Annotated in this window: 19 protein-coding genes; 12 read left to right on the top strand and 7 right to left on the bottom strand. The window is 74.5% G+C overall.

The window, feature by feature from the left end; translation table 11 throughout:
- The first annotated feature begins 48 nt into the window (after positions 1 to 48).
- The 8 genes from ACZ7BZ_RS00900 (at position 49) to ACZ7BZ_RS00865 (ending at position 11,466) form a co-directional block, all read left to right on the top strand.
- Positions 49 to 1,905: a hypothetical protein gene (locus ACZ7BZ_RS00900; protein ID WP_470356467.1), complete on the top strand. Its 1,857-nt coding sequence runs from the start codon at positions 49 to 51 to the stop codon at positions 1,903 to 1,905.
- Between the two features lie 22 nt (positions 1,906 to 1,927).
- Positions 1,928 to 2,605: a class I SAM-dependent methyltransferase gene (locus ACZ7BZ_RS00895; protein ID WP_470356466.1), complete on the top strand. Its 678-nt coding sequence runs from the start codon at positions 1,928 to 1,930 to the stop codon at positions 2,603 to 2,605.
- Between the two features lie 5 nt (positions 2,606 to 2,610).
- A complete protein-coding gene (locus tag ACZ7BZ_RS00890; protein ID WP_470356465.1) occupies positions 2,611 to 3,096 on the top strand; it encodes a nucleoside 2-deoxyribosyltransferase in 486 nt (161 codons plus the stop codon).
- Between the two features lie 54 nt (positions 3,097 to 3,150).
- Positions 3,151 to 4,515, top strand: a complete 1,365-nt coding sequence (locus ACZ7BZ_RS00885) for a M1 family metallopeptidase (protein ID WP_470356464.1) — start codon at positions 3,151 to 3,153, stop codon at positions 4,513 to 4,515.
- 88 nt (positions 4,516 to 4,603) lie between these two features.
- Positions 4,604 to 6,370 (top strand): RNA ligase family protein, encoded by a 1,767-nt coding sequence (locus ACZ7BZ_RS00880; RefSeq protein ID WP_470356463.1) that lies wholly within the window; start codon positions 4,604 to 4,606, stop codon positions 6,368 to 6,370.
- Entirely contained in the window at positions 6,370 to 9,246 is a 2,877-nt protein-coding gene (locus ACZ7BZ_RS00875; protein ID WP_470356462.1) for an RNA repair domain-containing protein, read from the top strand. Before ACZ7BZ_RS00880 ends, ACZ7BZ_RS00875 begins: the two co-directional genes overlap by 1 nt.
- Positions 9,247 to 9,565: 319 nt before the next feature.
- Positions 9,566 to 10,174: an ArsR/SmtB family transcription factor gene (locus ACZ7BZ_RS00870; protein ID WP_470356461.1), complete on the top strand. Its 609-nt coding sequence runs from the start codon at positions 9,566 to 9,568 to the stop codon at positions 10,172 to 10,174.
- A gap of 32 nt (positions 10,175 to 10,206) precedes the next feature.
- Positions 10,207 to 11,466, top strand: coding sequence for an MFS transporter (locus ACZ7BZ_RS00865; RefSeq protein WP_470356460.1), 1,260 nt, complete (start codon positions 10,207 to 10,209; stop codon positions 11,464 to 11,466).
- A 17-nt stretch (positions 11,467 to 11,483) separates the two neighbouring features.
- Here the strand turns inward: ACZ7BZ_RS00865 and ACZ7BZ_RS00860 are convergent, their stop codons facing one another.
- Positions 11,484 to 11,537 (bottom strand): hypothetical protein, encoded by a 54-nt coding sequence (locus ACZ7BZ_RS00860; RefSeq protein ID WP_470356798.1) that lies wholly within the window; start codon positions 11,535 to 11,537, stop codon positions 11,484 to 11,486.
- Positions 11,525 to 11,716 carry a hypothetical protein gene (locus ACZ7BZ_RS00855; protein WP_470356459.1) on the bottom strand — a complete coding sequence of 64 codons (192 nt, stop codon included), beginning with the start codon at positions 11,714 to 11,716 and terminating at the stop codon, positions 11,525 to 11,527. The genes ACZ7BZ_RS00860 and ACZ7BZ_RS00855 overlap by 13 nt, the downstream gene beginning before the upstream one ends.
- Positions 11,717 to 11,983: 267 nt before the next feature.
- On the opposite strand from ACZ7BZ_RS00855, the gene ACZ7BZ_RS00850 reads away from it, so the two are divergent.
- Positions 11,984 to 13,381 carry a pyridoxal phosphate-dependent decarboxylase family protein gene (locus ACZ7BZ_RS00850; RefSeq protein ID WP_470356458.1) on the top strand — a complete coding sequence of 466 codons (1,398 nt, stop codon included), beginning with the start codon at positions 11,984 to 11,986 and terminating at the stop codon, positions 13,379 to 13,381.
- A 338-nt stretch (positions 13,382 to 13,719) separates the two neighbouring features.
- Complete coding sequence (locus tag ACZ7BZ_RS00845; RefSeq protein WP_470356457.1) at positions 13,720 to 14,148, top strand: PPOX class F420-dependent oxidoreductase; 429 nt, start codon at positions 13,720 to 13,722, stop codon at positions 14,146 to 14,148.
- Between the two features lie 156 nt (positions 14,149 to 14,304).
- Here the strand turns inward: ACZ7BZ_RS00845 and ACZ7BZ_RS00840 are convergent, their stop codons facing one another.
- On the bottom strand, positions 14,305 to 15,762 hold the full coding sequence (locus tag ACZ7BZ_RS00840) for a sensor histidine kinase (RefSeq protein WP_470356456.1): 1,458 nt from the start codon (positions 15,760 to 15,762) through the stop codon (positions 14,305 to 14,307).
- A 1-nt stretch (position 15,763) separates the two neighbouring features.
- Positions 15,764 to 16,450 (bottom strand): response regulator transcription factor, encoded by a 687-nt coding sequence (locus tag ACZ7BZ_RS00835; RefSeq protein WP_380458355.1) that lies wholly within the window; start codon positions 16,448 to 16,450, stop codon positions 15,764 to 15,766.
- 63 nt (positions 16,451 to 16,513) lie between these two features.
- Here ACZ7BZ_RS00835 and ACZ7BZ_RS00830 point away from each other — a divergent pair, with 63 nt between their 5' ends.
- Together ACZ7BZ_RS00830 and ACZ7BZ_RS00825 are read left to right on the top strand one after the other, a co-directional pair.
- Positions 16,514 to 17,713, top strand: a complete 1,200-nt coding sequence (locus ACZ7BZ_RS00830) for a UDP-N-acetylglucosamine--N-acetylmuramyl-(pentapeptide) pyrophosphoryl-undecaprenol N-acetylglucosamine transferase (RefSeq protein ID WP_470356455.1) — start codon at positions 16,514 to 16,516, stop codon at positions 17,711 to 17,713.
- 68 nt (positions 17,714 to 17,781) lie between these two features.
- On the top strand, positions 17,782 to 18,801 hold the full coding sequence (locus ACZ7BZ_RS00825) for an SDR family NAD(P)-dependent oxidoreductase (RefSeq protein WP_470356454.1): 1,020 nt from the start codon (positions 17,782 to 17,784) through the stop codon (positions 18,799 to 18,801).
- 92 nt (positions 18,802 to 18,893) lie between these two features.
- Here the strand turns inward: ACZ7BZ_RS00825 and ACZ7BZ_RS00820 are convergent, their stop codons facing one another.
- The 3 genes from ACZ7BZ_RS00820 to ligA all read right to left on the bottom strand — a co-directional run bounded on the left by ACZ7BZ_RS00820 (position 18,894) and on the right by ligA (position 22,374).
- On the bottom strand, positions 18,894 to 19,151 hold the full coding sequence (locus tag ACZ7BZ_RS00820; protein ID WP_470356453.1) for a hypothetical protein: 258 nt from the start codon (positions 19,149 to 19,151) through the stop codon (positions 18,894 to 18,896).
- 89 nt (positions 19,152 to 19,240) lie between these two features.
- Positions 19,241 to 20,032, bottom strand: coding sequence for a putative protein N(5)-glutamine methyltransferase (locus tag ACZ7BZ_RS00815; protein ID WP_470356452.1), 792 nt, complete (start codon positions 20,030 to 20,032; stop codon positions 19,241 to 19,243).
- Positions 20,033 to 20,271: 239 nt separating this feature from the next.
- A complete protein-coding gene (gene ligA / locus ACZ7BZ_RS00810) occupies positions 20,272 to 22,374 on the bottom strand; it encodes an NAD-dependent DNA ligase LigA (RefSeq protein WP_470356451.1) in 2,103 nt (700 codons plus the stop codon).
- Positions 22,375 to 22,533: the final 159 nt, after the last annotated feature.

Raw genomic sequence — 22,533 nt, 5'->3', positions numbered from 1 at the left:
GCGAGCCACCCTCCCCGCCCGTCCCCGAGGTCACCGAGGTCACCGACGATGAAGTCCGCAGGCCCGCTGTTCCGGCCGGTCAAGTTCGCCCAGTTCCCCACCGCCGTCAAGGAGTTCCTCGAGTTCCTGGAGTTCCGCGACGTACCCGACGATGCGCAGGTCCCCGTCCCGGTCGAGGGCCGGGACGACCTCGCGCAGAGCGTCGAACTCGCTGCCCGCCTCTACACGGCGCTCCAGCACCCCCGCGCCCTCGACCACGGAGTCCTTCTCGGCGCGGAGCAGCTCCCGGACGGCCTCGCCGACCTGGTTCGCCCGCTCGCCGACAACTGGCTGGCCGAGGAGCAGCTCGCCGACGCCCCGGCCTTCCTGCGCGACCACCCGGGCGGGCTGCTGCTGGTCGGCTGCTACGACCGACTCACCCTCGACCCGGTGCGCTCGCTGCTGCTGGCCACCTACCGCACCCGCACCCACGCGCTGACCCTGCTCAGCGGGCGCGACGCCGCCTCACTGGCCTGGAGCATCGCCAAGCAGTACGCCGTTCCGGACCAGGAGGTGGCGGCGCTGGGCCTGTTCACCGACACCGACCGGCCGCCGCACCTGCCCGGAGTGCAGGTCTTCGACGACCGGGACTTCGAGCGGGTGGACATCCAGTCCGCGATCCTCGGCAGCCGCTGGCGCAAGGTCGCCTTCCAGGGCCACGGCAAGGACGACAGCGTCAACCTGGGCGAGTTCACCATCTGCGGCCTCAACCCGGCCGCGCCCGCCCGGCCCGGCCTGCTGGGCCCGCGCTGCGCGTACGGACTGCCCTGCTACAAGCCGGAGGACAAGCTCGTCCCGCTGTACCGGGTGCCGGCCGTGGAGGTGGTGCTGAGCGCCTGCAACAGCGGGCCGCTGGCCGATCTCGCGCTCTACGACCCCAAGTACCAACTGCTGCTCAACGCACTGGACGGCCCGGCCCGTACCGTCGTCGCGGCGGTCTCGGTGCACGATTCCGACCGGCCGGAGAACGTCGCCTGGATGCGTTCGGCGCTGGTCGGCGGCGACACCGTGGACACCCTGAACGCCAGCCTGGCCGGCTCGCACCCGTACCCGGCCTTTCTGCGCTTCGGGCTCCCGGACCGGGCACCGGCGGCAGCCCCGCCCGCCTTCGCCGAGCACCGCCCCGATCCGCTGCTGCTCACGGTCGGGCGCCGGCTGACCGCCCTACTCGGCTCCGAACTGCTGCCGCACAACCACGCGTTGCGGCCGCGCCTGACCAAACTGGCCCGCAAGGTGGACCTCTGGGTGGCGCGCCCGACGCACCTCGCCGACCAGTCCGCCGAGGAGGTCCGCAGCTCGCTCACCGCCGACCTCCAGTCGCTCGACCACGTGATCGCCGGGCAGGTCGCGGCGAACCCCGAGGACGAGCTGATGAACTACCCGGCGCACTTCGGCGACCGCAGCTCGCTCGATCCCGAGGTCCGCGAGGTGACCTGCCACTGCGGCCGGCCCTCCCAGGAGTTCACCCGGCGCGGCCTGCTGCCGAACGTGCTCGACACCACCTGCGCGGTCTGCATGCGCTGCGGGGACGTCACCTTCCGGCTGCCCGAGGCGCCCGCCCTGCTCGCGTACGGCGCGGACGAGGTCCGGCAGGGCGAGGTGCTGGAGGTGCGCGCCGTCCTCACCGCCCCTCGCGGCGGGCCGGTCCGGCTCGGCCTGTTCGTCCCGAGCTACCTGCGCGAGGAGGCCACCGTCGAGCCGGAATTGGCGAAGGTGCGGGCGGTCGGCGGCCAGCCGCAGGACGTCGGCTTCCGGATCCGCTTCGCCCCGGACACCGCCCCGCAGGCGTACTACTTCACCGTCTTCGCCGTCCAGGACCTCGCCGTCTCCACGGCCCGGCGCCACTTCGGCGTACTGCCCCGCTGACCCCCGACCCGAGGACAGTGCCATGACCACCACCCCCGCCACGCCTACCACCCCCACCACGCCTACCACCCCCGCCACTCCCGCCTCCCCCACCGGCAAGCCGGAGATCCGACTCATCGAGCAGCACGGCGAGGTGACCCTCAGCATCGGCGGCGAGCAGGCCATGCAGGCCTGGGAGCGCGACCTGATGTGGGCCAGCGCCGACCTGCTGTGCGAGTACGGGCAGGACTTCTACGAGGTCGGCCTCGGCCTCGGGCTGTCCGCCCTGCGGATCGCCGGGAACCCGGGCACCCGCAGCCACACCGTGCTCGAACTCTTCGACGAGGTCGAGGAGTTGTTCCGGGCCCAGCACCCCGAGCTGCCCGCCAACCTGGCCATCGAGCGCGGCGACTTCTTCCGCCGGATCTTCGAGCTGCCCTCGGAGAGCGTCGACGGCATGTTCTTCGACCCCGCCCTGGACATGGAGGTGTGGACCGACACCGAGCTGTGGGCCCGCACCATGCCCGAGGTGGTCCGGGTGCTGCGCCCCGGCGGCGTGTTCATCCCGTTCTTCAGCACCAAGCCCGAACTGCGCTGGCAGTACACCCCGCACTTCCGCCGGATCCGGGTGGAGCGCCACCAGTACACCGCGTACGACACCACCGAGTACACCTACGGCACCAGCGGCGACGCCTACATCCAGTGCTTCCTGAAGGACTGAACGCCATGACCCGACCCACCGGCGCCACCCCGCGCTCCCTCTTCCTGGCCGGCCCCTTCATCCAGTTGCTCGACCCGGCCACCGGCGAGATGCCGGCCGACGCCCGAGCCCCCTTCGACCTGCTGATCAAGCACTTCGAGGCCCAGGACATCGCCGTCCACAACGCCCACCGGCGGGAGGCCTGGGGCGCCGAGCTGATGCGGCCCGAGCAGTGCACCGCGCTCGACCAGGACGAGATCCGCAAGGCCGAAGTGTTCGTCGCCCTGCCCGGCTCCCCGGCCTCACCCGGCACCCACATCGAGATCGGCTGGGCCAGCGCCTTCGGCAAGCCCATCGTGCTGCTGCTGGAGCGCGGCCGGGAGTACACCTTCCTGGTCCAGGGCCTGCACACGGTGGCGACGGTCGAGGACGTGGTCTACACCGACCTCGCCACCGCGCTGCCCGCCGTCGACCGGGCGGTCCAGCGGGTGCTGGCCCGGCACCGCGGCTGACCCCACTGCTCCACCCCGACCCCAACCGCCCTGCCACCGACAGGAGTTCACGGCGTGCGACGCCCCCTCCCGCTCTTCGCCGTGCTCGCCGTGCTCCTGTCGGTGGCCGCCGCCCCGGTAGCGGCGGCCCCGGCCGCTCCGGTGATCCCGGCGCCGCCCGGCCTCGCCGCCGCCGACCCGGCCCGCACCCCCGACGCCCCCGTCTACACCGTCGACCTGCGCAGTGACGCCACCGGCGCCCACTGGCGCGGCCACGAGCGGATCACCTTCACCAACACCTCGCCCGACCCCCTCCAGGAGCTGTACCTGCGACTCTGGGACAACTTCCGCGGCGGCTGCGCGACCCCGTCCGTCCGGATCACCGGGCTGGACGGCTCCCCCGAGGTCGACTGCACCGCCCTGCGCGTGCCACTGGCCCGTCCGCTGGCCCAAGGCGCCACCGCCACGGTCGAGTTCGACCTCGCCATCGACGTCCCGGACGGCATCGACCGGTTCGGCCGGGACGGCGCCTACAGCTTCGTCGGCAACGCCCTGCCCGTCCTCGCCGTCCGCGACGAGGCGGGCTGGCACCTGGACCCGTACAGCCGGCTCGGCGAGTCCTTCTACGGCCTCGCCTCCGACTTCGCCGTCACCCTGGACCACCCCACCGACGTGCTGGTCCCCGCCACCGGCACGGCCGTCGACACCCCCGGCGAGCCGGGCCGCACCAGCACCCGGATCGGCGCCCGGAAGGTCCGCGAATTCGCCTGGGCCGCAGGGCCGTTCCACCGGGTCGAGGGCCGCTCCGCGGACGGCGTCCGGGTCTCCGTCTACTCCGTCGCCAACGTCACCGCGGACGACGCCCGCGCGATGCTGGACCTCTCCCTGCACACCATCGACGACCACTCCGCCCGCTACGGCGCCTACCCGTACGGAGACATCGCGACGGTCCTCGACGACGCCTTCGAGTTCGGCGGCATGGAGTACCCGGGGCTCGTCCTGGACCGTATCCGCCCCTCCGCGGTGGTCCACGAACTGGCACACCAGTGGTGGTACGGCATCGTCGGCGACGACCAGTACCACGCCCCCTGGCTGGACGAGTCCTTCGCCGAGTACGCCATGGACGTGGAACTGGGCAGGACCAAGGAAGGATGCACCGCCGCCACCCCCTTCCAGAGCGCCGACGAGCGCCTCACCGGCCCGATGAGCTACTGGGACACCCACCCCGACCGCTACGAGGCCGTCATCTACGACCGCGGCTCCTGCGCCCTGCACGAACTACGCCGCCTGATCGGCCCGGAGACGATGTCCGCCCTGCTGCACGACTACGCCCGGGCGCACTGGTACGGCGTCTCCACCACCGCCGAGTTCAAGGCCGCCGCCCAGGCCGCGACCCGCGTCGACCTGACCCCGTTCTGGCGCGAGCACCGAATCGACTGAACCCGCCCCCTCTCCGTTAATCGATGGCCAGGCCCGTTCACCGGCTCCTACAGTGTCCGCCGGATCAAGGACGTCCAGGGAGCCTGACATGCGCGTGCACTACCCCCGGACGCCGCATCTCCCCTGGTCGCCGGGGGCGGCGGCGGACGACGTACGGACCGGGGACGTCTCCGGCCTGGCCGGGGCCGAGGTCGTCGTCACCGAGAAGCTGGACGGCGAGAACACCACGCTCTACGCCGACGGCCTGCACGCCCGATCGCTGGACTCCGCCCACCACCCGTCCCGGGCCTGGGTCAAGGGCCTGCAGCACCGGATCGGCGCCCGGATCCCGGCCGGCTGGCGGATCTGCGGCGAGAACCTGTTCGCCCGTCACTCCATCCCGTACACCGCCCTGGACAGCTGGTTCTACGGCTTCTCGGTCTGGACGGACCAGGACCACTGCCTGGGCTGGGACGACACCGTCCGCTTCCTGCGCCGCCTCGGCGTCCCCGCACCCCGGGTGCTCTGGCGCGGCCGCTACGACGAACGGGCCCTGCGCGCCCTGCGGTTGGACCTCGACCGGCAGGAGGGCTACGTCGTACGGACCGTCCGGGGCTTCCCCCGGGCCGAGTTCGGCGAGCGGATCGCCAAGTGGGTCCGCCCTCAGCACGTCCGCACCGACACCCACTGGATGCACGCCGCCGTGGTGGAGAACGGTCTCGGCCCCAACGCCGCGCTCTGGGACGTCCGTTCGGGCCGATCGACGGACCTCCCGCTGCTGGCCGGAGCCCTGGGCCTGAGTGCGGACGAACTCGACGCCAGACCGGAGGAGTTGGCCGAGGTCTCGGCGCGGCTGGACGAACTCGGCCGCACCGGCGACGCCCGGCTGGCCGGCGTCCTCGCCGCCGCGCTGCGCACCACCCCCCGGGACCCGCTGGCGCCCCAGCCCGCACCCCCGCCCGCACCTCAGCTCGCACCCCGACTCGCCGACCGGCTCGGCCTGCCGCTGGCCCGCCGGGTCGCCGACCTGGTCGGCCTCCACCCCGGCCTCCACCAGCCGTACCCGGACGAGGAGCGCCGCGCCGGACTGGTCCGGCTCGCCGGCGCCGCCGACCTCGGCGTGCTGCACGCGGTGGCCGCGGCCGCCGCCCCCGGGCGGGCCGAGCGCGAACAGGTCGCCTGGTCCGCCCTGCACGCCGAGGACGCCGGACTGCTCGAAGCCGACCCGCTGGCCTGGCTGCGCACCGGCCTGCGCGAAGCCATCGCCGACCTCGACCCCGTCGCCGCCGACCGCTGCTGGGCCCAGGCCCGCGAGGCGTACGCACTCGGCCGGATCAGCACCGTCGAGGAGGCCGTCGCCGCCACCTGGCGCTGGCGGGACGGCCGCTTCCCCCGGCTGGTCCACCTGAGCGGCCCGTCCGGCAGCGGCAAGAGCACCTTCGCCGCCACCCTGTCCGGCGTCTCCGCCCGGATCAGCCTGGACGACCTGCGCGCCGCCAACGGCTCCCGCGCCGACCAGCGCAACAACCCCGAGGTGCTGCGCACCGGCCTGGCCCGGCTGGACACCGCCCTGGCCGACCCCGCCGCCACCGTGGTCTGGGACGCCACCTCGCTCAACCCCGAGCAGCGCTCCCACGTCCATGCCATCGCCCGGCGCCGTGACGCCCTGCTCACCCAGGTGGTGCTGCTGGTCGGCGAGCCGGAGCTGCTGCGCCGCAACGCCGTCCGCCCGCACCCGGTACCGCCCGAGGTGCTCACCGCCCAAGTGCACCGCTACCGCCCGCCCCACCCCGGCCAGGCGCACCGCACCTGGTACGTCGGCCCGGGTGGCACCGTGGAGGACACGGCGGGCATGCTCGACTCCGAGGAGGAGTGATGCGGCCCATCGAGCAGATCTGCCAGCGCATCCGCTGGGACGCCCGCTTCGACCCGGCCCGGTTCACCCTGGGCGTGCGCCAGCGCGACGACCGCACCAAGCGCGTCCCACTGGAGGCCTTCACCGCCTCCGGCGAGATCCCCTGGCACCGGGTGCGCTGGGTCGAGGCCGACGGCGTCGTGGTGTGGGACCGCACCACCGGCGTGGACCTCCTGGACACCACCACGGCCGGGCACCGCACCGAACCGCGCCGACTGCCCTCGCCCTTCTTCACCGCCACCACCCCGTACGCCTGGCGGCCGGACGTCGGCTGGGGGCCCGGTGCGGCCGACACCACCGCCACCGGCGGGGACACCCTGCGCGTGGTCACCTGGAACACCCTCTGGGACCGCTACGACGGCGACCGGATCGACACGGCCCGACGCCGGCCACTGCTGCTCGCCGAGCTGGCGGCCGCCGACGCCGACGTCATCGCGCTCGAGGAGGTCGAGCCGACCCTGGTCGTCCAGCTCCTGGCCCAGCCCTGGGTCCGCGAGGGCTACACCCTCGGCGCCGACCCGGCCGGCCGCGACGTGCCCGAGTACGGCCTGCTGCTGCTCAGCCGCCTCCCGGTGCTGGAAGCCGGCCTGCACGTGCTGGGCCCGCACAAGGCCGTCACCGCCGTCACCCTCCGGACCGCCGACAACACGCCGCTCACCGTCGCCGCCGTCCACCTGAGCAGCGACCACTCGACGGACGGCCCCGCCCGTCGGCAGGCCGAACTCGCCCGGCTGGCCGAGGGACTGGCCGGCGTCGAGGGCGAACTGCTGCTGCTCGGCGACTTCAACGACGCCCGCTCCGGGCCGGCCGGCCCCGCCGCCGCCCTCGGACTGCGCGACGCCTGGAGCGAGGTGCACGGCCCGGCCGACGACACCCCCACCTTCGACCCGACGGTCAACCCGCTCGCCGCCGTCTCCTCGCTCACCGGCCGGCCCGGCCGGATCGACCGCGTCCTGAACCGCTCCGACCGGGCCCGCGCCACCGCCGCCGTCCTGCTCGGCGACCAGCCGACCACCGACGGCCTCCACCCCTCCGACCACTACGGCCTGGCCGTCGACCTCGCCCTCGGCGGCGCCCACGCCCCGCGGACCCTCGATGCCGCGCCCACCGCCCGCACCGCCGTCGCCTGGCTGCCGCCCGAGGAGCTGTGGCCACCGATCCAGCGGCTGCGCGCCGCCTACGACCCCCAGCTGCACCGCTGGCCCCCGCACGTCAACCTGCTGTTCGGCTTCGTGCCGGAGTCCGAGTTCGACCGCGCCCTGCCGCTGCTCGGCGCGGCCGCCGCCGAGGTCGCGCCGTTCACCGCCCGGCTGGAAGGCGTCCACACCTTCGGCCACCGCGAGGACGCCACCATCTGGCTGGACCCGGCCGCCGCCACGCCCGAACCCTGGGCCGCACTGCGGCACGCCCTGGAACGCCGCTTCCCCCGCTGCCGCGGCCGCGGCCTCGCCGAGGGCTACACCCCGCACCTGAGCCTCGGGCGCAGCGACGACCCCCAGCGGGTGGCCGCCGACTGCGCCGCCCGGCTGAGCGGCCTGGTCGCCCGGGTCGGCGAGCTGGTGGTGCTCTCCCGGCGGGGCGACGAGCCGATGCGCCCGCGTGCGGTGGTCACCCTGGGAACGGGCGAGGTGCGGGAGCTACCGGAGGAGCCTCCGGCGCCGCTGCGACCCGAGCCGGCCGAACGTACCGCCCGCGCCGCCGAGTTGGCCAGGCTGGTCGCCTCGACCCTGCCGGAGGGGGTGGTGCACACCGTCGGCTCACGCCGCTTGGGCTGCCAACTGGACGGCAGCGACCTGGACTTGGTGGCGGCCCTGCCCGGCCCGGCCGACCTGCCCGGGGTGCTGGCCCGGGTCGCGGCCGCCCTGCCGCAGGCCCGCCGACTGCGCGAGGTGCGCGGCGCCCGGGTGCCGGGGCTGCGGTTCGAGGCGGACGGGCTGACGGTCGACCTCGTCGTGGTGTTCACCGGCACCCTCGACCCCGCCCAAGCGGTGCCCCGACGCGCCGAGTTGAGCGAGGCGGCGGCCATCGCACTGAGCGCCGTCACGGACGCCGAGGCGATCCTCTCGACGCTCGGGGACTCCACGCTCGGGGACTCGACGCCCGGGGAGCGGCACGCCCGCTTCGTCCGGCTGGCCCGGCAGGTCAAGTCCTGGGCCCGAGCGCGCGGCCTGGACGGCGCGCCCTTCGGCCAACTGCCGTCGCTTGCCTGGTCGGTGCTCGCCGCCCGGACCGTCCTCGACGCCTCCGACACCGCCCCCGACACTGCCCCCGACACCGCCGCCGGGGACGATCTGTTCCAGCGCTTCACCGCGACCTGGGCCTCCTGGGACTGGCGCCAACCCGTCAGCCTCACCGGCGAGTTCGGCGATCAGCAGCCGGCCCCGCTGACCGTCCTCACCCCCTCCGCCCCCGTCCGCAGCTGCACCACCCAGGTCGGCCCGGACACCCGCGACCTGCTCACCGAAGAGCTCTACCGTGCCTGGGAGCTCACCACCACGAGCCCCGACCCGTGGCCCGCCCTGCTCACCCCACCCCCACTGCACCGCCGGCACGCAGCTTGGGCCGTGGTCACCGCCGACCCGGACTCCGTCGGCCCCGCCCGCGGCCGCCTGCGCGCCCTGCTCAGCGCGCTCGAAGAAGCCGGCGCCACCCGCCTTCACGCCTGGCCCCAGCCCTACCGCACCCGCGACAACCGGACCCACTTCCCGATCGGCCTCGGCACCACGCCACTCCCCCGCGCCCGGCTCACCCCCGTCGCCACCGGCTGGTCCCGCAGCCTGCCCGGCGTCCACGTCGAACACGTCGAGTGCGGCGCCGTCCCGACCCTGCCCCGCTGACGTCCGTCCGCCTCTTGGTGGCGCGGTGCGGGTGCGGCGCCGGGGGCCGGAGCAGGGGCGCGGAGGGCCCCGCACGAAAACCCTGAAGAACGTGGATTCGCGCAGGCGGATGCCGTCGTCGGCCAGGAACGGCGCGCTCCAGTTCAGGGGCTTGCCGAGGACGTCGATCCGGTAGGCGCCGGGCTCGCAGTTGAGAGCGGCCTGCGCGCTACTCACGGCGGCCTTGGGCAGCACGTCCGGTCACACACCCGGAGAGATCAGAAAGTTTCCTTGCGCAGTTTTCATTGCGCAACTTTTCTTTCGGACCTACCGTAGAGCCATGGACCAGCCGACCCCCCCGCAGCACGCCGAGACGGAGCGGATCACCGACCTCTCCCGACTCAAGGCCTTCACCAACCCGCTGCGCATGCAGCTCTACCGGCTGCTCTACGCCGCCGGCACCGCCACCGCCTCCCGGCTCGCCGAGCAGGTCGACCAGGCACCGTCGCTGGTCAGCTACCACCTGCGCAAGCTCGCCGAGCACGGCTTCGTCACCGTGGCGACCGGGCAGAGCTCCGACGGGCGGGAGCGGTGGTGGCAGGTCTCCTCCGAGGAGGGCTGGGGCTTCCGCGAGTCCGATCTGACCGGCACGCCGGAGGGTGCGGCCGCGGTCGGCGCGGTCACCCGGGGACTGGTGGACAGCCGGGCCGCCCAGTACCGCACCTACCTGGACCAGAGCGCAGCCTGGGGCGCAAAGTGGACGGACGCCGCGTTCACCTCCGAGTGGCTGCTGGACCTCACCCCGATCGAACTCGCCGAGATGAGCGGAGAGCTTCAGGCACTGGCCCGACGCTGGCGTGAGCGCGGCAAGGCTGCCAAGGCGGCCGGCGACACCGAGGGCCGCGAGCACGTGTCCGTGCACGTCTACGGCTTTCCCTTCCGGCCATGACTCAGCCGGCTTCCGACTCACTGGAGCGAACCATGGCCGCCCAAGAGACGCTCCTGCCCGAACGCGCCGCTCACCCGGCTCACCGGGACGGCATCGTGCTGCGCTGGCTCACTGCCTACACGGTCTCCCTCATCGGCGACAGCGTGTACTTCGTCGCCCTGGGCTGGTCCGCCCAGAAGGTCGCCGGTCCGGCCGAGGTCGGACTCGTCATGGCCTCCGGCGCGCTCCCGCGAGCGTTACTGATGCTCGGCGGGGGTGTGGTGGCCGACCGGTTCGACCCCCGGCGGGTGATTCTCGGCAGCGATGCGCTGCGCTGCCTCCTCATCCTGGCGGTGGCCGTCGGCATCGCACTGACGGCGCCCGCCCTGTGGCTGCTGGTGGCGGTCGCGCTGGTCTTCGGCGCCGTGGACGCGCTGTTCGTCCCCGCCGTGGGCGCCCTGCCGCCCCGGATCACCAGCCCGGACCAGCTCGCCCGGGTCACCGGCCTGCGCTCGCTCGCGGTGCGCCTCGGCCAGATCGCCGGCCCGCCGGTCGGCGGCCTGGCCATGGGCCTCGGCGGCCCGGCCGTCGCCTTCACCGTCGCGGGCGCACTGTTCGCCCTCTCGCTGCCGCTGCTGCTGTCGATACGGATCCAGCCCCTCGACCCGGCCCCGCACCCCGGCACTGCCGCCGAACCAACCGGCCCCCGAGCGGACTTGGCGGACGGCCTTCGCTACATCCGCCACCACCGCCTGCTCGCCCCGCTGCTCCTCACCGGGGCGGTCTGCGAACTCGGCCTGACCGGGACCCTCAACGTCGGCATGGTGCTCCTCAACGCCGAGCGCGGCTGGGGTCCGTCCGGCTACGGCCTGATCGTCGCCTGCTTCGGCGCGGGTGCCGCCGCCAGCGCCGCCCTGCTCGCCGTCGCCGGCCGGCTGCCCCGGGCCGGCGTCACCATGGCCGTGACCCTGCTGCTGGGCAGCGTCGGCGCGGCCGCGCTGGGCCTGGTCCCCGCCCTGTGGTCCGCTGCCGTGCTCGCCGCACTGGTCGGGCTGAGCGCGGGCGTCTTCGGCAGTCTGGACGGCGCCCTGATCCAGACCACCGCCGACCCGCGCTACCTCGGCCGGGTCACCTCCGTGGCGATGCTCACCATGGTCGGCCTCGCCCCGCTCAGCTACCCCGTGGTCGGCGCCGCCATCGGCGCCTGGGGCGCGGCCCCGGTCTTCGTCGGCTGCGGCGCCCTCTCCTGCCTCGGCGCGCTCTATGCCCTGACCTCCCGGGCGGTGCGAGAGGCCGAACTGCCCCGGCGGTAACTCCACCGCGCTCGTCGTCACTTGACCATGCGGAACTCCGGATGCCCGAGCCAGACGGTCAGGACCTCCAGGTCGCCGACGTGACGTACCAGCGACCGCCGCCGAAGGTCGCGTACGGCAGCTCCCGGATCCGGCCGGGCAGCGCGGACACCGAGGCGCGGGCCTCGCTCGGTGTCGCCGGGCTCTCCAGGCCGTCGAGCGGGACACGCGCGTAGAAGCAGAGGACCGGTTCGCTCGCCGCGCCTGGCACCGCATCGTCATGTCGCCCGGCTCCGCGTCGGCGGCGAGGTCGTCCCGAAACTCCGGGCAATGCTCGCCGACGGCGACTTCGACCGCCACTGGACCTTCCATCTGGGCCAAGAGCACCAGCCCAACCACCAGGCCCGCTACCAGCTCGCCGCTTGACCAACGAGTCACTCCCCGCGACCCGCCCAGGCCACCGGCACCGGATTGGCCTGCGACACCCGCTCCGGCCGGCACTAGCCTCGGCCTGACCACCGATCAACGGAGAACCACCATGCACCCTGAACTCGCCGCCGACCTCGACCGGTTGCCGGCCCTGCTGGAGGAGGCCCGGCAGCGGGCCGTCGGCTTCCTGGCCGGCCTCGACGACCGCCCGGTGATCCCGCCGTCTGCCGGCCACCCGACTCCGTCCGGGCCGCTGCCCGAGGACGGCGGCGGACTGCGGGCGGCCCTGGCGGAGTTCGGCGAGCGCTGGGAGCCGAGGCTGTCGGCCAGTGCCGGGCCGCGCTACTTCGGCTTCGTGACGGGCGGGGCGACCCCGGCCGCCCTGGTGGGCGACTGGCTGACCGCGACCGCCGACCAGAACTCCAACTCCTCGCTCGACCCGGCCGGCCAGCACCTGGAGCGCGAGACGGTCGGCTGGCTGCGCGAGCTGTTCGGGCTCTCCCCCGTGCACAGCGGCACCTTCGTCAGCGGCGCCACCATGTCCAACACGGTCGGTCTGGCGATCGCCCGGGAGTGGCTGGGCGAACGGCTCGGGGTGGACGTGGCCGAGGACGGGGTCGCCGCGCTGGGCCGGGTGCGGGTGCTGTCGGGCGGCGCGCACTCCAGCGTGTCCAAGGCCCTGTCCGTCCTGGGCCTGGGCCGTACCGCGCTGACCACCGTCCCCGCCCTGCCCGGCCGGGAGGCGGTGGACGTGGCCGCGCTGGAGCGGGCGCTCGCCGAGGTCGACGGCCCGTGCGTCGTGGTCGCCAACGCGGGCACCGTGAACACCGTCGACTTCGACGACCTCCGGGCGATCGCCGCGCTCCGCGAGCGCTACGGATTCTGGCTGCACGTGGACGCCGCCTTCGGCGCCTTCGCCGCGCTCTCCCCGCAGCACGCGGAGCTGGTGGCCGGGCTGGACCTCGCCGACTCGGTCTGCGTGGACCTGCACAAGTGGCTCAACGTCCCGTACGACAGCGCCGTGCAGTTCACCCGCCGCCGCGACCTCCAGGCCCGGGTCTTCCAGAACGCCGCCGCCTACCTCGGCCCGGTCGGCGACCACCCGGACCTGGTGCACCTGACGCCGGAGAACTCCCACCGGCTGCGCGCCCTGGCCGCCTGGTTCACCCTGCGCGCCTACGGCCGGGCCGGGCACCGGGAGATCGTGGAGCGCTGCACCGCCGGCGCCCAGGCGCTGGGCGAGGCGATCGGCGCGATCGACGGCCTGCGCCTGCTCGCGCCGGTGCGCCTCAACGTCGTCTGCTTCACCCTCGCCGAGGACCCCACGCCCGAGCGCCTCACCGCCCTCGCCGCCCGGCTCTCCGGCCAGGCCTTCCTCACCCCGACCCGCTACGCCGGCCGGCCCGCCCTGCGCGCGGCGTTCAGCAACTGGCGCACCACGGAGGAGGATGTCCGGCGGACGGCCGCCGCGCTCGCTGCGGCCGTCCGCACCCCGGAACCCGCCTGACCACCGCCCCGGTCCGACCCACGCGGGGGGCGCTCCCGACCACGCGGGGACGTCCTCGTGGTGCAGGTCGTCGGAGAACTCCAGCAGTTCCCGGGGCCGGTAGTCGGCAGCCATCGTGCGGTGCTCCCTCGGGTCGGACCGGCGCTGCGCTCAGCGCCCGGATCAGTGCTCGGTGACGGTTCGTCACACCCCGTCGTCTCCCGACCCCGGACCCCGGGCGGCGCCCGCCACCGGCGATTCCGCGATTCCTCATCTTTCGGGGTCAATCCGGCGCCGGCGCCGCAACACGTATGCCGCGCCTTGACCTTCACACCGGTGTGAGGCCCGATGATGCTCCCATGACCGCCACTGCTCACGACCCGTACGCCCTGCTCGCACAGAGCCGCCTCGGCATCCTGGCCACCATCAAGGCGGACGGGCGGCCTCAGCTCTCCCCCGTTCTGCCGTTCTATGACCGATCCGCGAACGCCATCCTGATCTCCACCCGGGATGGCCTGGCGAAGACCGCGAACCTCCGCCGGGACCCGCGGGTCAGCCTGGAGGTGACCGGGCCGGACGGCCGCTCCTGGGCCACCGCCGAGGGCATCGCCACCCTCACCGGCCCGGGCACCGACCCGGACGGGCCGGAGGTCGAGGCCCTGGTCGACTACTACCGCCGCGCCGCCGGGGAGCACCCCGACTGGGCGGAGTACCGCGCGGCGATGGTCGCCGACCGCCGGGTGCTGCTCACCGTCCCGGTCGACCACGTGTACGGCGCCGCGCTCTGAGCCGTCGCCCCGGCCACCGCGACGGGGGTGCGGTGGCCGGGTCGGCCCTCCTTCGTACGGTCTCGGGACCCGGCTTCGTTCGGGCTCAGGATCCGACCTCGTACGGCCCCAGGACCCCGGCTTCATCCGGTCTCAGGATCCCGGCTTCATGCAGCCTCAGGAGCCGGCCGGTAGGCGCAGCCGGAACAGCGCGCCACCGCCCGGGGCGGACTCGGCGGTGAGGGTGGCACCGTGGGCGTGGGCGATCTGGCGGGCCATCGCGAGGCCCAGGCCGGAGCCGGGGAGGGCGCGGGCCGCGGAGGCCCGGTAGAAGCGGTCGAAGACGTACGGGAGGTCTTCGGGGGCGATGCCGGGGCCGTGGTCGCGGACGGTCAGTTCCAGCCGGTCGTGCCCGTGGCCGAGGCGGACCTCGACGGCGGCGCCCGGGGGGCTGAACTTGGCCGCGTTGTCCAGCAGGTTGGAGCACAGCCGGACCAGTCGGGCCGGTACGCCCGCGACGGTTCGCTCGGCGGTGTCGTCGTCCAGGGCGAAGACGGTCCCCGGCCAGTGGTCGCGGGCGGTGTCCACGCAGTGGGCGACGAGCTGGCCGAACGCGACCTGTTCGAGCAGCGGAAGCGGCTCCTCGTCGCGGGCCAGTTCGATGAGGTCGTTCACCAGCCCGGTCACCTCGCGCAGTTGGCGGTGCAGTGCGGCCGCCGCCCGGTCGCGCTGGCTGTCGGTCAACCGGTCGGCGCGCGAAAGGAGTTCGGCGTTGGTGCGGAGCGCGGTCAGCGGGGTGCGGAGTTCGTGCGAGGCATCGGCGACCAGCCTGCGCTGGGCGGCCACCGACTGCTCCAGTTCGCCGAGCATGGTGTTGAAACTGCTGGCCAGTCTGGTCAGTTCGTCCTCACGGCGTCCCGGCGGCAGCTCGATCCGCAGCCCCGCGTCCCGGGTGGCGGCGATCCGCTCGGCGGTGCGGGTCAGCCGGGCCACCGGGGCGAGGGCCGTGCGGGCCACCGTGAGCCCGAGCGCGGCGGCCAGCAGCACACCGGCCGCCGCGACGGCCGCCATCAGCTCCGCGGCCTGCCGCACCGCCTCCTGGACACTGTCGGTGCGCAGCGCGACCTGGACGGCCTGCCGGGTGCCGGGCGGCGCCGCGATCATCGGCGTGGTGAGCATCCGGGCCGGGTGGCCGCCGATCGTCAGGTCGGTGAAGTAGCCGGCCCGCTGCCGCTCGGCGACCTGCCGGGTGGCCTGGGTGACGGGCAGCAGGTACGGCTCGTTCGGCGCCTTGGCGGGGTCACCGGAGACGATCTGCGTGCAGGCCGGGGCGGCGAGGTAGTTGCACTCGCCGTAGACGACTTGCGGGCCCTGGTTGCGGTACTGCTGCTGCACCTGGGTGGCCTGCTGGGTGAGGTGCTGGTCGAGCTGGTGGTTCAGTTCGTAGCGCACGATGCTGAACGCGGCCGCGCTGATGCCCAGCGTGGCCACGGCGACCGCGGCGGTGCAGGCGAGTGCGAGCCGGGTGCGCAGCGGCCGCCGGCGCCGCCAGCGGGCGTGCGCCCGCGAGCCCGCTCCCCTCGCCCGCGCCCGCGCCCTCGCCCTTGCCCGCGCCCCGGAGCTGTCCGCCCGCACCTCAGGCCCGGTCCAGTCGGTAGCCGACCCCGTGCACGGTGTGCACCAGTCTCGGTTCGCCGCCGGCTTCCAGCTTGCGGCGCAGGTACCCGACGTACACCGCCAGGGAGTTGGAGTCCGGGCCGAAGTCGGCGCCCCACACCCGCTCCATGATCATCTCGCGCGGGAGCACCTGCCCGGGGTGCCGCAGCAGGGCCTCCAGCAGGGCGAACTCGGTGCGCGAGAACTCCAGCGGCCGCCCGGCCCGGTTCCCGGTCCGGGTGACCGGGTCGACCTCCAGGTCGGCGAAGCGGTAGCCGGGCTCCTCGACCGGCGGAGCGCTGCGCCGCAGCAGGGCGCGCAGCCGGGCGGTCAGTTCGTCCAGGGCGAAGGGCTTGACCAGGTAGTCGTCGGCACCCGCGTCGAGGCCGTCGACGCGGTCGCTCACCGAGTCGCGCGCGGTCAGCACCAGGATCGGGATCCGGTCGCCGAGCGCCCGCAGTCGGCGGCAGACCGCCAGACCGTCGAGGACGGGCATCAGCAGATCCAGCACCATCGCGTCGGGCTGCCAGCCGGCCACCTCGCTCAGCGCCGCCAGCCCGTCGGCGGCGCCGCGCACCTGGTAGCCCTCGACCGTCAGCCCGTCCTCGACCGCGGCGCGCACCTCGGGATCGTCGTCGACGACCAACACCCTCTGCCCGTTGCTCATGCGGACAACCCTCTCAAAACGACTCTGAGAAGTCTCTTAGACGGCCTCAGCAGGGTTTACGGCATGCGGACAGAACACGGCCCTCACGGCCACCAGAACGACCGCCCCCTGTCGGTGGTGATCGGTGCCGGCGGCACCGGCGGGCACATCTACCCCGGCCTCGCGCTGGCCGAGGCGCTGCGCAGGGCCGACCCCCGGGCGGTGATCTCCTTCGTGGGCACCGAGCGCGGGCTGGAGACCACCCTGATCCCGCAGGCCGGCTACCGGCTGCACACCGTCGACATGATCCCCTTCGACGCCTCCCTCGGCCCGCGCCGCTACCTGCTGCCCGCGGCGCTGCTGCGCTCCGGGCGGGACTGCCGCGAGATCCTGCGGGCCCAGGGCGCGCAGGTGGCGGTCGGCATGGGCGGCTACCCGAGCGCGCCGGTGATCGTCGGCGCCCGGATGGCCGGGCTGCCCAGCGTGGTGCACGAGTCGAACGCGGTGCCCGGCCGGGCCAACCGCTTCGCCGCCCGGCTCACCCCGCACATCGCGCTCGCCTTCGACCGCACCCGCGAGCACCTGCCCGCCGGCCGGTCGGCGCAGACCGTCGGAATGCCGCTGGTCGGCGCCGTCGCCCGGCTCGACCGGGCGGCGCTGCGGGCCGAGGCCCGGCGGCACTTCGGCGTGCCGGACGACGTGCGGCTGCTGGTCTTCAACGGCGGCAGCCTCGGCGCCGCCCGGCTCACCGCGGCCGCCGTCGAGCTGGCCGCGCGCTGGCGCCACCGCACCGACCGACGGCTGCTGATCAAAACCGGCCCGGCCGCGCTGGCGCAGGTGACGGCCGCGCTGGCGGGGAACCCGACGGCGCACGCGGTCGCGTACCTGGACCGGATGGACCTCGCCTACGCGGCGGCCGACCTCATGGTGTGCCGCTCCGGCGCGGCCACCGTCGCCGAACTGTCCAGCCTCCGGATCCCCGCCGTGCTGGTGCCCTATCCGCACGCGCCGCACGACCACCAGACCCACAACGCGCGCGTCCTCTCCGACGCGGGCGCCGGCCTGCTACTGGCGGACGGCGACTGCACCGGCGACCGACTGGCCGCGCTGGTGGAGCCGCTGCTCGCCGACCCGGCCCGACTGGCCGCGATGGAGCGGGCGGCCGATCCGGGCGACCACGCCCGGGCCGCCGACCTGCTGGCGGCCAAGGTGCTACGCGTCATCGGCCGCACGCCGGCGCCCGAGCCCGAGCAGCCTTCCGTCCCCACCCCGTCCGTCCACTGACTCCCGACCGATCGACACCTGGCCGGTCGACACCCGGCCGATTCCGAACACCCTACGGAGGAACCCCCATGACCGACTTCGACACCCCCGGCGTGGCACAGGACTGGAGCGGGCGGAGCGTCCTCGTCACCGGCGCCGAGGGCTTCATCGGCAGCACCCTGGTCGACCTGCTGGTCGCCCGCGGCGCCCGCGTCCGGGCCCTGGTGCACTACAAGCCGTACGCCGAGCGCGGGTACCTGGCCCGCTACCTGGCCCAGCCGGACCCCTCCGTGGAGATGTACGCCGGTGACGTCCGGGACTACGGCCGAGTCCTGGACGCGGTCGCCGGCTGCGACACCGTCTTCCACCTCGCCGCGCTGATCGGCATCCCCTACAGCTACCAGGCGCCCGAGGCGTACGTGCAGACCAACGTCGTCGGCACCCACAACGTCGCCGCCGCCTGCCTGCGGCACGGCGCCCGACTGGTCCACACCTCCACCAGCGAGGTTTACGGAACGGCGATCACCGCGCCGATCGACGAGCGGCACCCGCTCCAGCCGCAGTCCCCCTATTCCGCCTCGAAGATCGGCGCGGACATGATGGCGCTGTCCTACTGGCACACCTTCGAGCTGCCGGTCGCGGTGGTCCGCCCGTTCAACACCTACGGCCCGCGGCAGTCCGCCCGCGCGGTGATCCCCACCGTGCTGGCCCAACTCCACTCAGGTGCACGGGAGGTCAGGCTCGGCTCGACCACCCCGACCCGCGACTTCACCTACGCGACCGACACCGCCGAGGGCTTCCTGGCCGTCGCCCGGGCCGACCGCGCGCTCGGCGAGGTCGTCAACCTCGGCACCGGCAGCGAGGTGTCCATCGGCGACCTCGCCAAGGCCCTGATCGTCGCCTCCGGCCGGGACGCCGAGATCGTCGTCGACCCGAGCCGGCTGCGCCCGGGCGGCAGCGAGGTCGAGCGACTGCTGTCCGACAACCGCAAGGCGCGCGAACTGGCGGGCTGGCAGCCGCTGGTGGGCCTGGACGAGGGGCTGCGGCGCACCTCCGACTGGGTCGCCGAGCACCTGCACCTGCTCGCCCCGAACCGCTACCAGGTCTGACGGCGCAACACCGTGCTCGGGCCCGCCGGGGTGCTTCCCGGCGGGCCCGACCCAGCACCGGCCCGGGCTGCGCCCGCTACGGGAGGCACCGGCTACGGGCCGGCCGCAACGCCTCCGCCCGCCGCGGCGTGGCGAACGCCCGCGAGGTACCCGCGCCGGGCGCGGCGCTCCCCCCGGGCCGCCGCGTTGCCCGTGCGCACCACCACCACGGCACCGAACGTCACCGGCAGCTTCATCTGGCCGATCCGCACCACCACCCCCGCCGACCCGAGGTACGCGGCACCCAGCGCGACGGTCTGCCGGTCGAACCGCGGCACCTGCCGTGCCGCCTCACCCGCCTCATCGGTCACGGCGCGACCGTGACAGCGCATTCAGGACGGTCCGCCACGGGACCGGGGACCACGGGCGGCGGCAGCGTCGAACGCGGGCGGCCGACTGGTCAGCTCCTCGTCGCCATGACCACGGTGGCGTCCAGTTCCTCCTCGCGCCTCACCTCCGCCGCCAGGCCCGCCGCCCGGGCCACCGCCAGGGCGGCGGCCGCCTGGCGCTCACTGGTCTCGAAGAGCAGCGCCCCGCCCGCCGCCAGCCACCCGGGCGCCGCCGCGGCCACCCGGCGCAGCACGTCCAGTCCGTCGGCCCCGCCGTCCAGCGCGGGCCTCGCCTCGTGCAACCGGGCCTCGGGCGGCAGCAGTTCGAGGTCGCCGGTCGGTACGTACGGGACGTTGGCGATCAGCACCACCACCCGCCCGCGCAGCGCGTCGGGCAGCGCGTCGAACAGGTCGCCCTCGAAGACCCGGGCGCCCGTGCCGGCGAGGTTGCGGCGGGCGCAGTGGACGGCGGACCGGTCCAGGTCGGCGGCATACAGCTCGACGGGGTGTCCGGCGCCGGCCGCCACGGCGGCGCCGAGGGCGCCGCTGCCGCAGCACAGATCGACCACCACGGCACCGGGCCCGGCCAGTCGGGCGGCCTCGGCGGCCAGGAACTCGCTGCGCCGGCGCGGCACGAACACGCCGGGGTCGACGGCGATCCGCAGCCCGGCGAACTCGGCCCAGCCGACGACGTGCTCGAGCGGCCGACCCTGGGCGCGGGCTCGGACCATGACGGCCAGTTCGGCGGGTGTGGCGGCGGCGGAGAGCAGGATCCGCGCCTCGTCCTCGGCGAACACACAACCGGCGGTGCGCAGTCGGGAGACGACGGAGGAACGGAGAGCAGCGGAGGCGAAGATCGGCAAAGGGAACCCCTTGGGCAGGACAGGAGGAGAACGGAGGACTCCGTCAGGGCTCCCGCCAGGGCCGACGCCGCTTCGGCGCGCCCGCGCTATCCGCGCGGTGCGCCCGCACGGCCGCGCTCCGGGAGCACCCGCTCGGACATACCGGTAATGGGTCTCACCTCCCTGGTTCGCAATCGTGTTCAGCGTCGGTCACCCTACCGCACCCGCAGCGACCATGATCGGGCCTCCGGCCGACGGCCTCACCCCAGGAAGTCGGCCACCAGGACGGCGAACTCCTCCGGGGTGGCGACCGGCACCCCGAGCTCCTCCGCCTTGGCACGCTTGGAGCCCGCCTTCTCGCCCGCGACCAGCAGGCTGGTGCGCTTGGACACCGAGGAGGAGGCCTTGCCGCCCGCGCGTTCGATCAGCTCGTTCATCTCGTTGCGGGAGAGGTCGGCGAGGGCGCCGGTCATGCTGCCGGTCACCACCACGCTCTGCCCTGCCAGCGGGCCGGCCGCCGCCCCCTCCGCCGCCGTCCGCTCCGCCGCCGGGCCCGCTGCCGCCGCCGCTGCCGCCACCGCGACCACCGGCTCGGTGACCTCCGTCCCCACGCCCTGCTCCGTCAGCCGGTCCAACAGCGCCGCCACCTCGGCGAGTTCGGCCACGATCACGGCCGCCTTCTCCGCCCCGATGCCGTCCACGCCCGCCAGCGCCTCGGCGTCGGCGGCCCGGATCGCGGCCATGCTGCCGAAGTGCGCGGCGATCCGGCGGGACATCGTCCGACCGGTGCCGCGGATGCCGAGCGCGCAGAACACCCGGTTCAGCGGGCGGGTGCGGGCGGTCTCGACGGCGGCGAGCAGGTTGTCGGCGCTGGTCTCGCCCATCCGCTCCAGGGTGAGCAGTTGCTCCTTGGTCAGGGTGAAGAGGTCGGCGAGGTCGGCGACCAGCCCGGACTCGACCAGTTGGACGGCCCTGGTGCCACCGAGGCCCTCGATGTCGAGCTGGTCGCGCCCGGCCGCGTAGATCACCGAGGCGACGGCCTGGCAGCCCCGGCCCCGCACGCAGCGCCAGCGCTGCTCGGCCCGGTCGATGGCGTCGCCGCAGCGCGGGCAGACCTCGGGGAAGGCGATCGGCTGCTCGACGCCGGTGCGCTCGTCGACCAGCGGCGCCTCCACCCGCGGGATGACGTCCCCGGCGCGGTAGACGAACACCTGGTCGCCGATCATCAGCCCGCGGCGCTCGATGTCGGCGGGGTTGTGCAGGGTCGCGTAGGTGACGGTGACGCCGTCGATGACCACCGGATCGAGCACTGCGCGGGGCGCGATGATCCCGGTGCGCCCGACGTTCCACTCCACCCCGAGCAGCCGGGTGACCTTGTGCTGGGCCTGGAGCTTGCGGGCAACGGCCCAGCGCGGCGCCCGGGAGCCGGAGCCGGCCTGCTCCTGGTCCACGACCGCGTCCGCCTTGACGACCACGCCGTCGATGCCGAACGGCAGCGCGGCGCGCAGGGCGGCGATCTCCTCGACCCGCTGCTCGGCCTCGGCGAGGGTCGCGCAGCGGCGGGGCGCGGCCTGGGTGGTGGCGGCGGTATTCGCGCCGAGTTCGGCGAGGCGGGCGAGCAACTCGGCGTGGCCGAGTCCGGGCAGGCCGTGGGCGTCGTAGCCGAAGAAGGTGAGTTCTACCCGGTAGGGGCGGTCCTTGGCGCGCAGGGTGCCGGCGGCGCCGCTGCGCGGGTGGGCGAACGGGGTGGCGCCGTGGGCGGTGCGGACCGCGTTGGCCTGTTCGAACTGTTCGTGGGTGAGCAGCACCTCGCCGCGCAGTTCGACGTCGAGTGGTTCGGCCAGCCGGGCGGGCAGGCCGAGCACGGCGTCCACCGCGTGGGTGATGTCCTCCCCGGCCAGGCCGTCGCCGCGGGTGAGCACCTGGGTGAGCCGGCCGGCCCGGTAGCGGGCGGCGACGGCGAGGCCGTCCAGCTTGGGCTCGACGCACCAGGCGGCGACCGGTCGGCCGAGTCTGCGCTCCAGCCCGGCGGCCCAGGACTCCAGCTCCTCGGCCGAGAAGACGTTGTCGAGCGAGAGCATCGGGGTGCTGTGCGGGACGTCGCCGACGGCCGCGCCGCCGGCCACCTTGCCGCTGGGCGACTCCGGCAGCACCTGGTCGGGGTGCTCGCGCTCGTAGGCCTCGATCGCCCGGACCAGCGCGTCGTACTCGTCGTCCCCCAGCGGGGTGGAGCCGTCGTCGTAGTACGCCGCGGCCGCCCGTACGGCGGTGGCGACGGCGTCGGCGTAGGCCTCCGACGTTGCGGGAGCGGCAGGAGTGGCTGGAGCGGCAGGGGTGGTGGCCGTGGTGGCTGCGTCCTTCATACCGCCATCATGGCGAGCCACACTGACATTCGACCCCTCGGCCGCGGACGGCCGCGGACGGCCTCAGGCCGGCTGGGCACCAGCGGCGGCCCGAGGTACCCGACCGAGGTACCCGGCGGCACGAGACGGGGCAGCAGCCAGCCCCCCAGAGCGTCCACC

It is taken from the genome of Kitasatospora sp. NPDC036934 (genome assembly GCF_055608425.1).
The sequence above is the reverse complement of the archived record's forward strand: the minus strand, read 5'-3'. Positions and strand labels throughout refer to the sequence as shown.

What these genes read in the sequence shown, in the direction of transcription:
- ACZ7BZ_RS00900 (WP_470356467.1), top strand. Translation starts at nt 49, where the DNA reads ATGAAGTCCGCAGGCCCGCTGTTCCGGCCGGTCAAGTTCGCCCAGTTC.
- ACZ7BZ_RS00895 (WP_470356466.1), top strand. Translation starts at nt 1,928, where the DNA reads ATGACCACCACCCCCGCCACGCCTACCACCCCCACCACGCCTACCACC.
- ACZ7BZ_RS00890 (WP_470356465.1), top strand. Translation starts at nt 2,611, where the DNA reads ATGACCCGACCCACCGGCGCCACCCCGCGCTCCCTCTTCCTGGCCGGC.
- ACZ7BZ_RS00880 (WP_470356463.1), top strand. Translation starts at nt 4,604, where the DNA reads ATGCGCGTGCACTACCCCCGGACGCCGCATCTCCCCTGGTCGCCGGGG.
- ACZ7BZ_RS00875 (WP_470356462.1), top strand. Translation starts at nt 6,370, where the DNA reads ATGCGGCCCATCGAGCAGATCTGCCAGCGCATCCGCTGGGACGCCCGC.
- ACZ7BZ_RS00870 (WP_470356461.1), top strand. Translation starts at nt 9,566, where the DNA reads ATGGACCAGCCGACCCCCCCGCAGCACGCCGAGACGGAGCGGATCACC.
- ACZ7BZ_RS00865 (WP_470356460.1), top strand. Translation starts at nt 10,207, where the DNA reads ATGGCCGCCCAAGAGACGCTCCTGCCCGAACGCGCCGCTCACCCGGCT.
- ACZ7BZ_RS00850 (WP_470356458.1), top strand. Translation starts at nt 11,984, where the DNA reads ATGCACCCTGAACTCGCCGCCGACCTCGACCGGTTGCCGGCCCTGCTG.
- ACZ7BZ_RS00845 (WP_470356457.1), top strand. Translation starts at nt 13,720, where the DNA reads ATGACCGCCACTGCTCACGACCCGTACGCCCTGCTCGCACAGAGCCGC.
- ACZ7BZ_RS00835 (WP_380458355.1), bottom strand. Translation starts at nt 16,450, where the DNA reads ATGAGCAACGGGCAGAGGGTGTTGGTCGTCGACGACGATCCCGAGGTG.
- ACZ7BZ_RS00830 (WP_470356455.1), top strand. Translation starts at nt 16,514, where the DNA reads ATGCGGACAGAACACGGCCCTCACGGCCACCAGAACGACCGCCCCCTG.
- ACZ7BZ_RS00825 (WP_470356454.1), top strand. Translation starts at nt 17,782, where the DNA reads ATGACCGACTTCGACACCCCCGGCGTGGCACAGGACTGGAGCGGGCGG.
- ligA (WP_470356451.1), bottom strand. Translation starts at nt 22,374, where the DNA reads ATGAAGGACGCAGCCACCACGGCCACCACCCCTGCCGCTCCAGCCACT.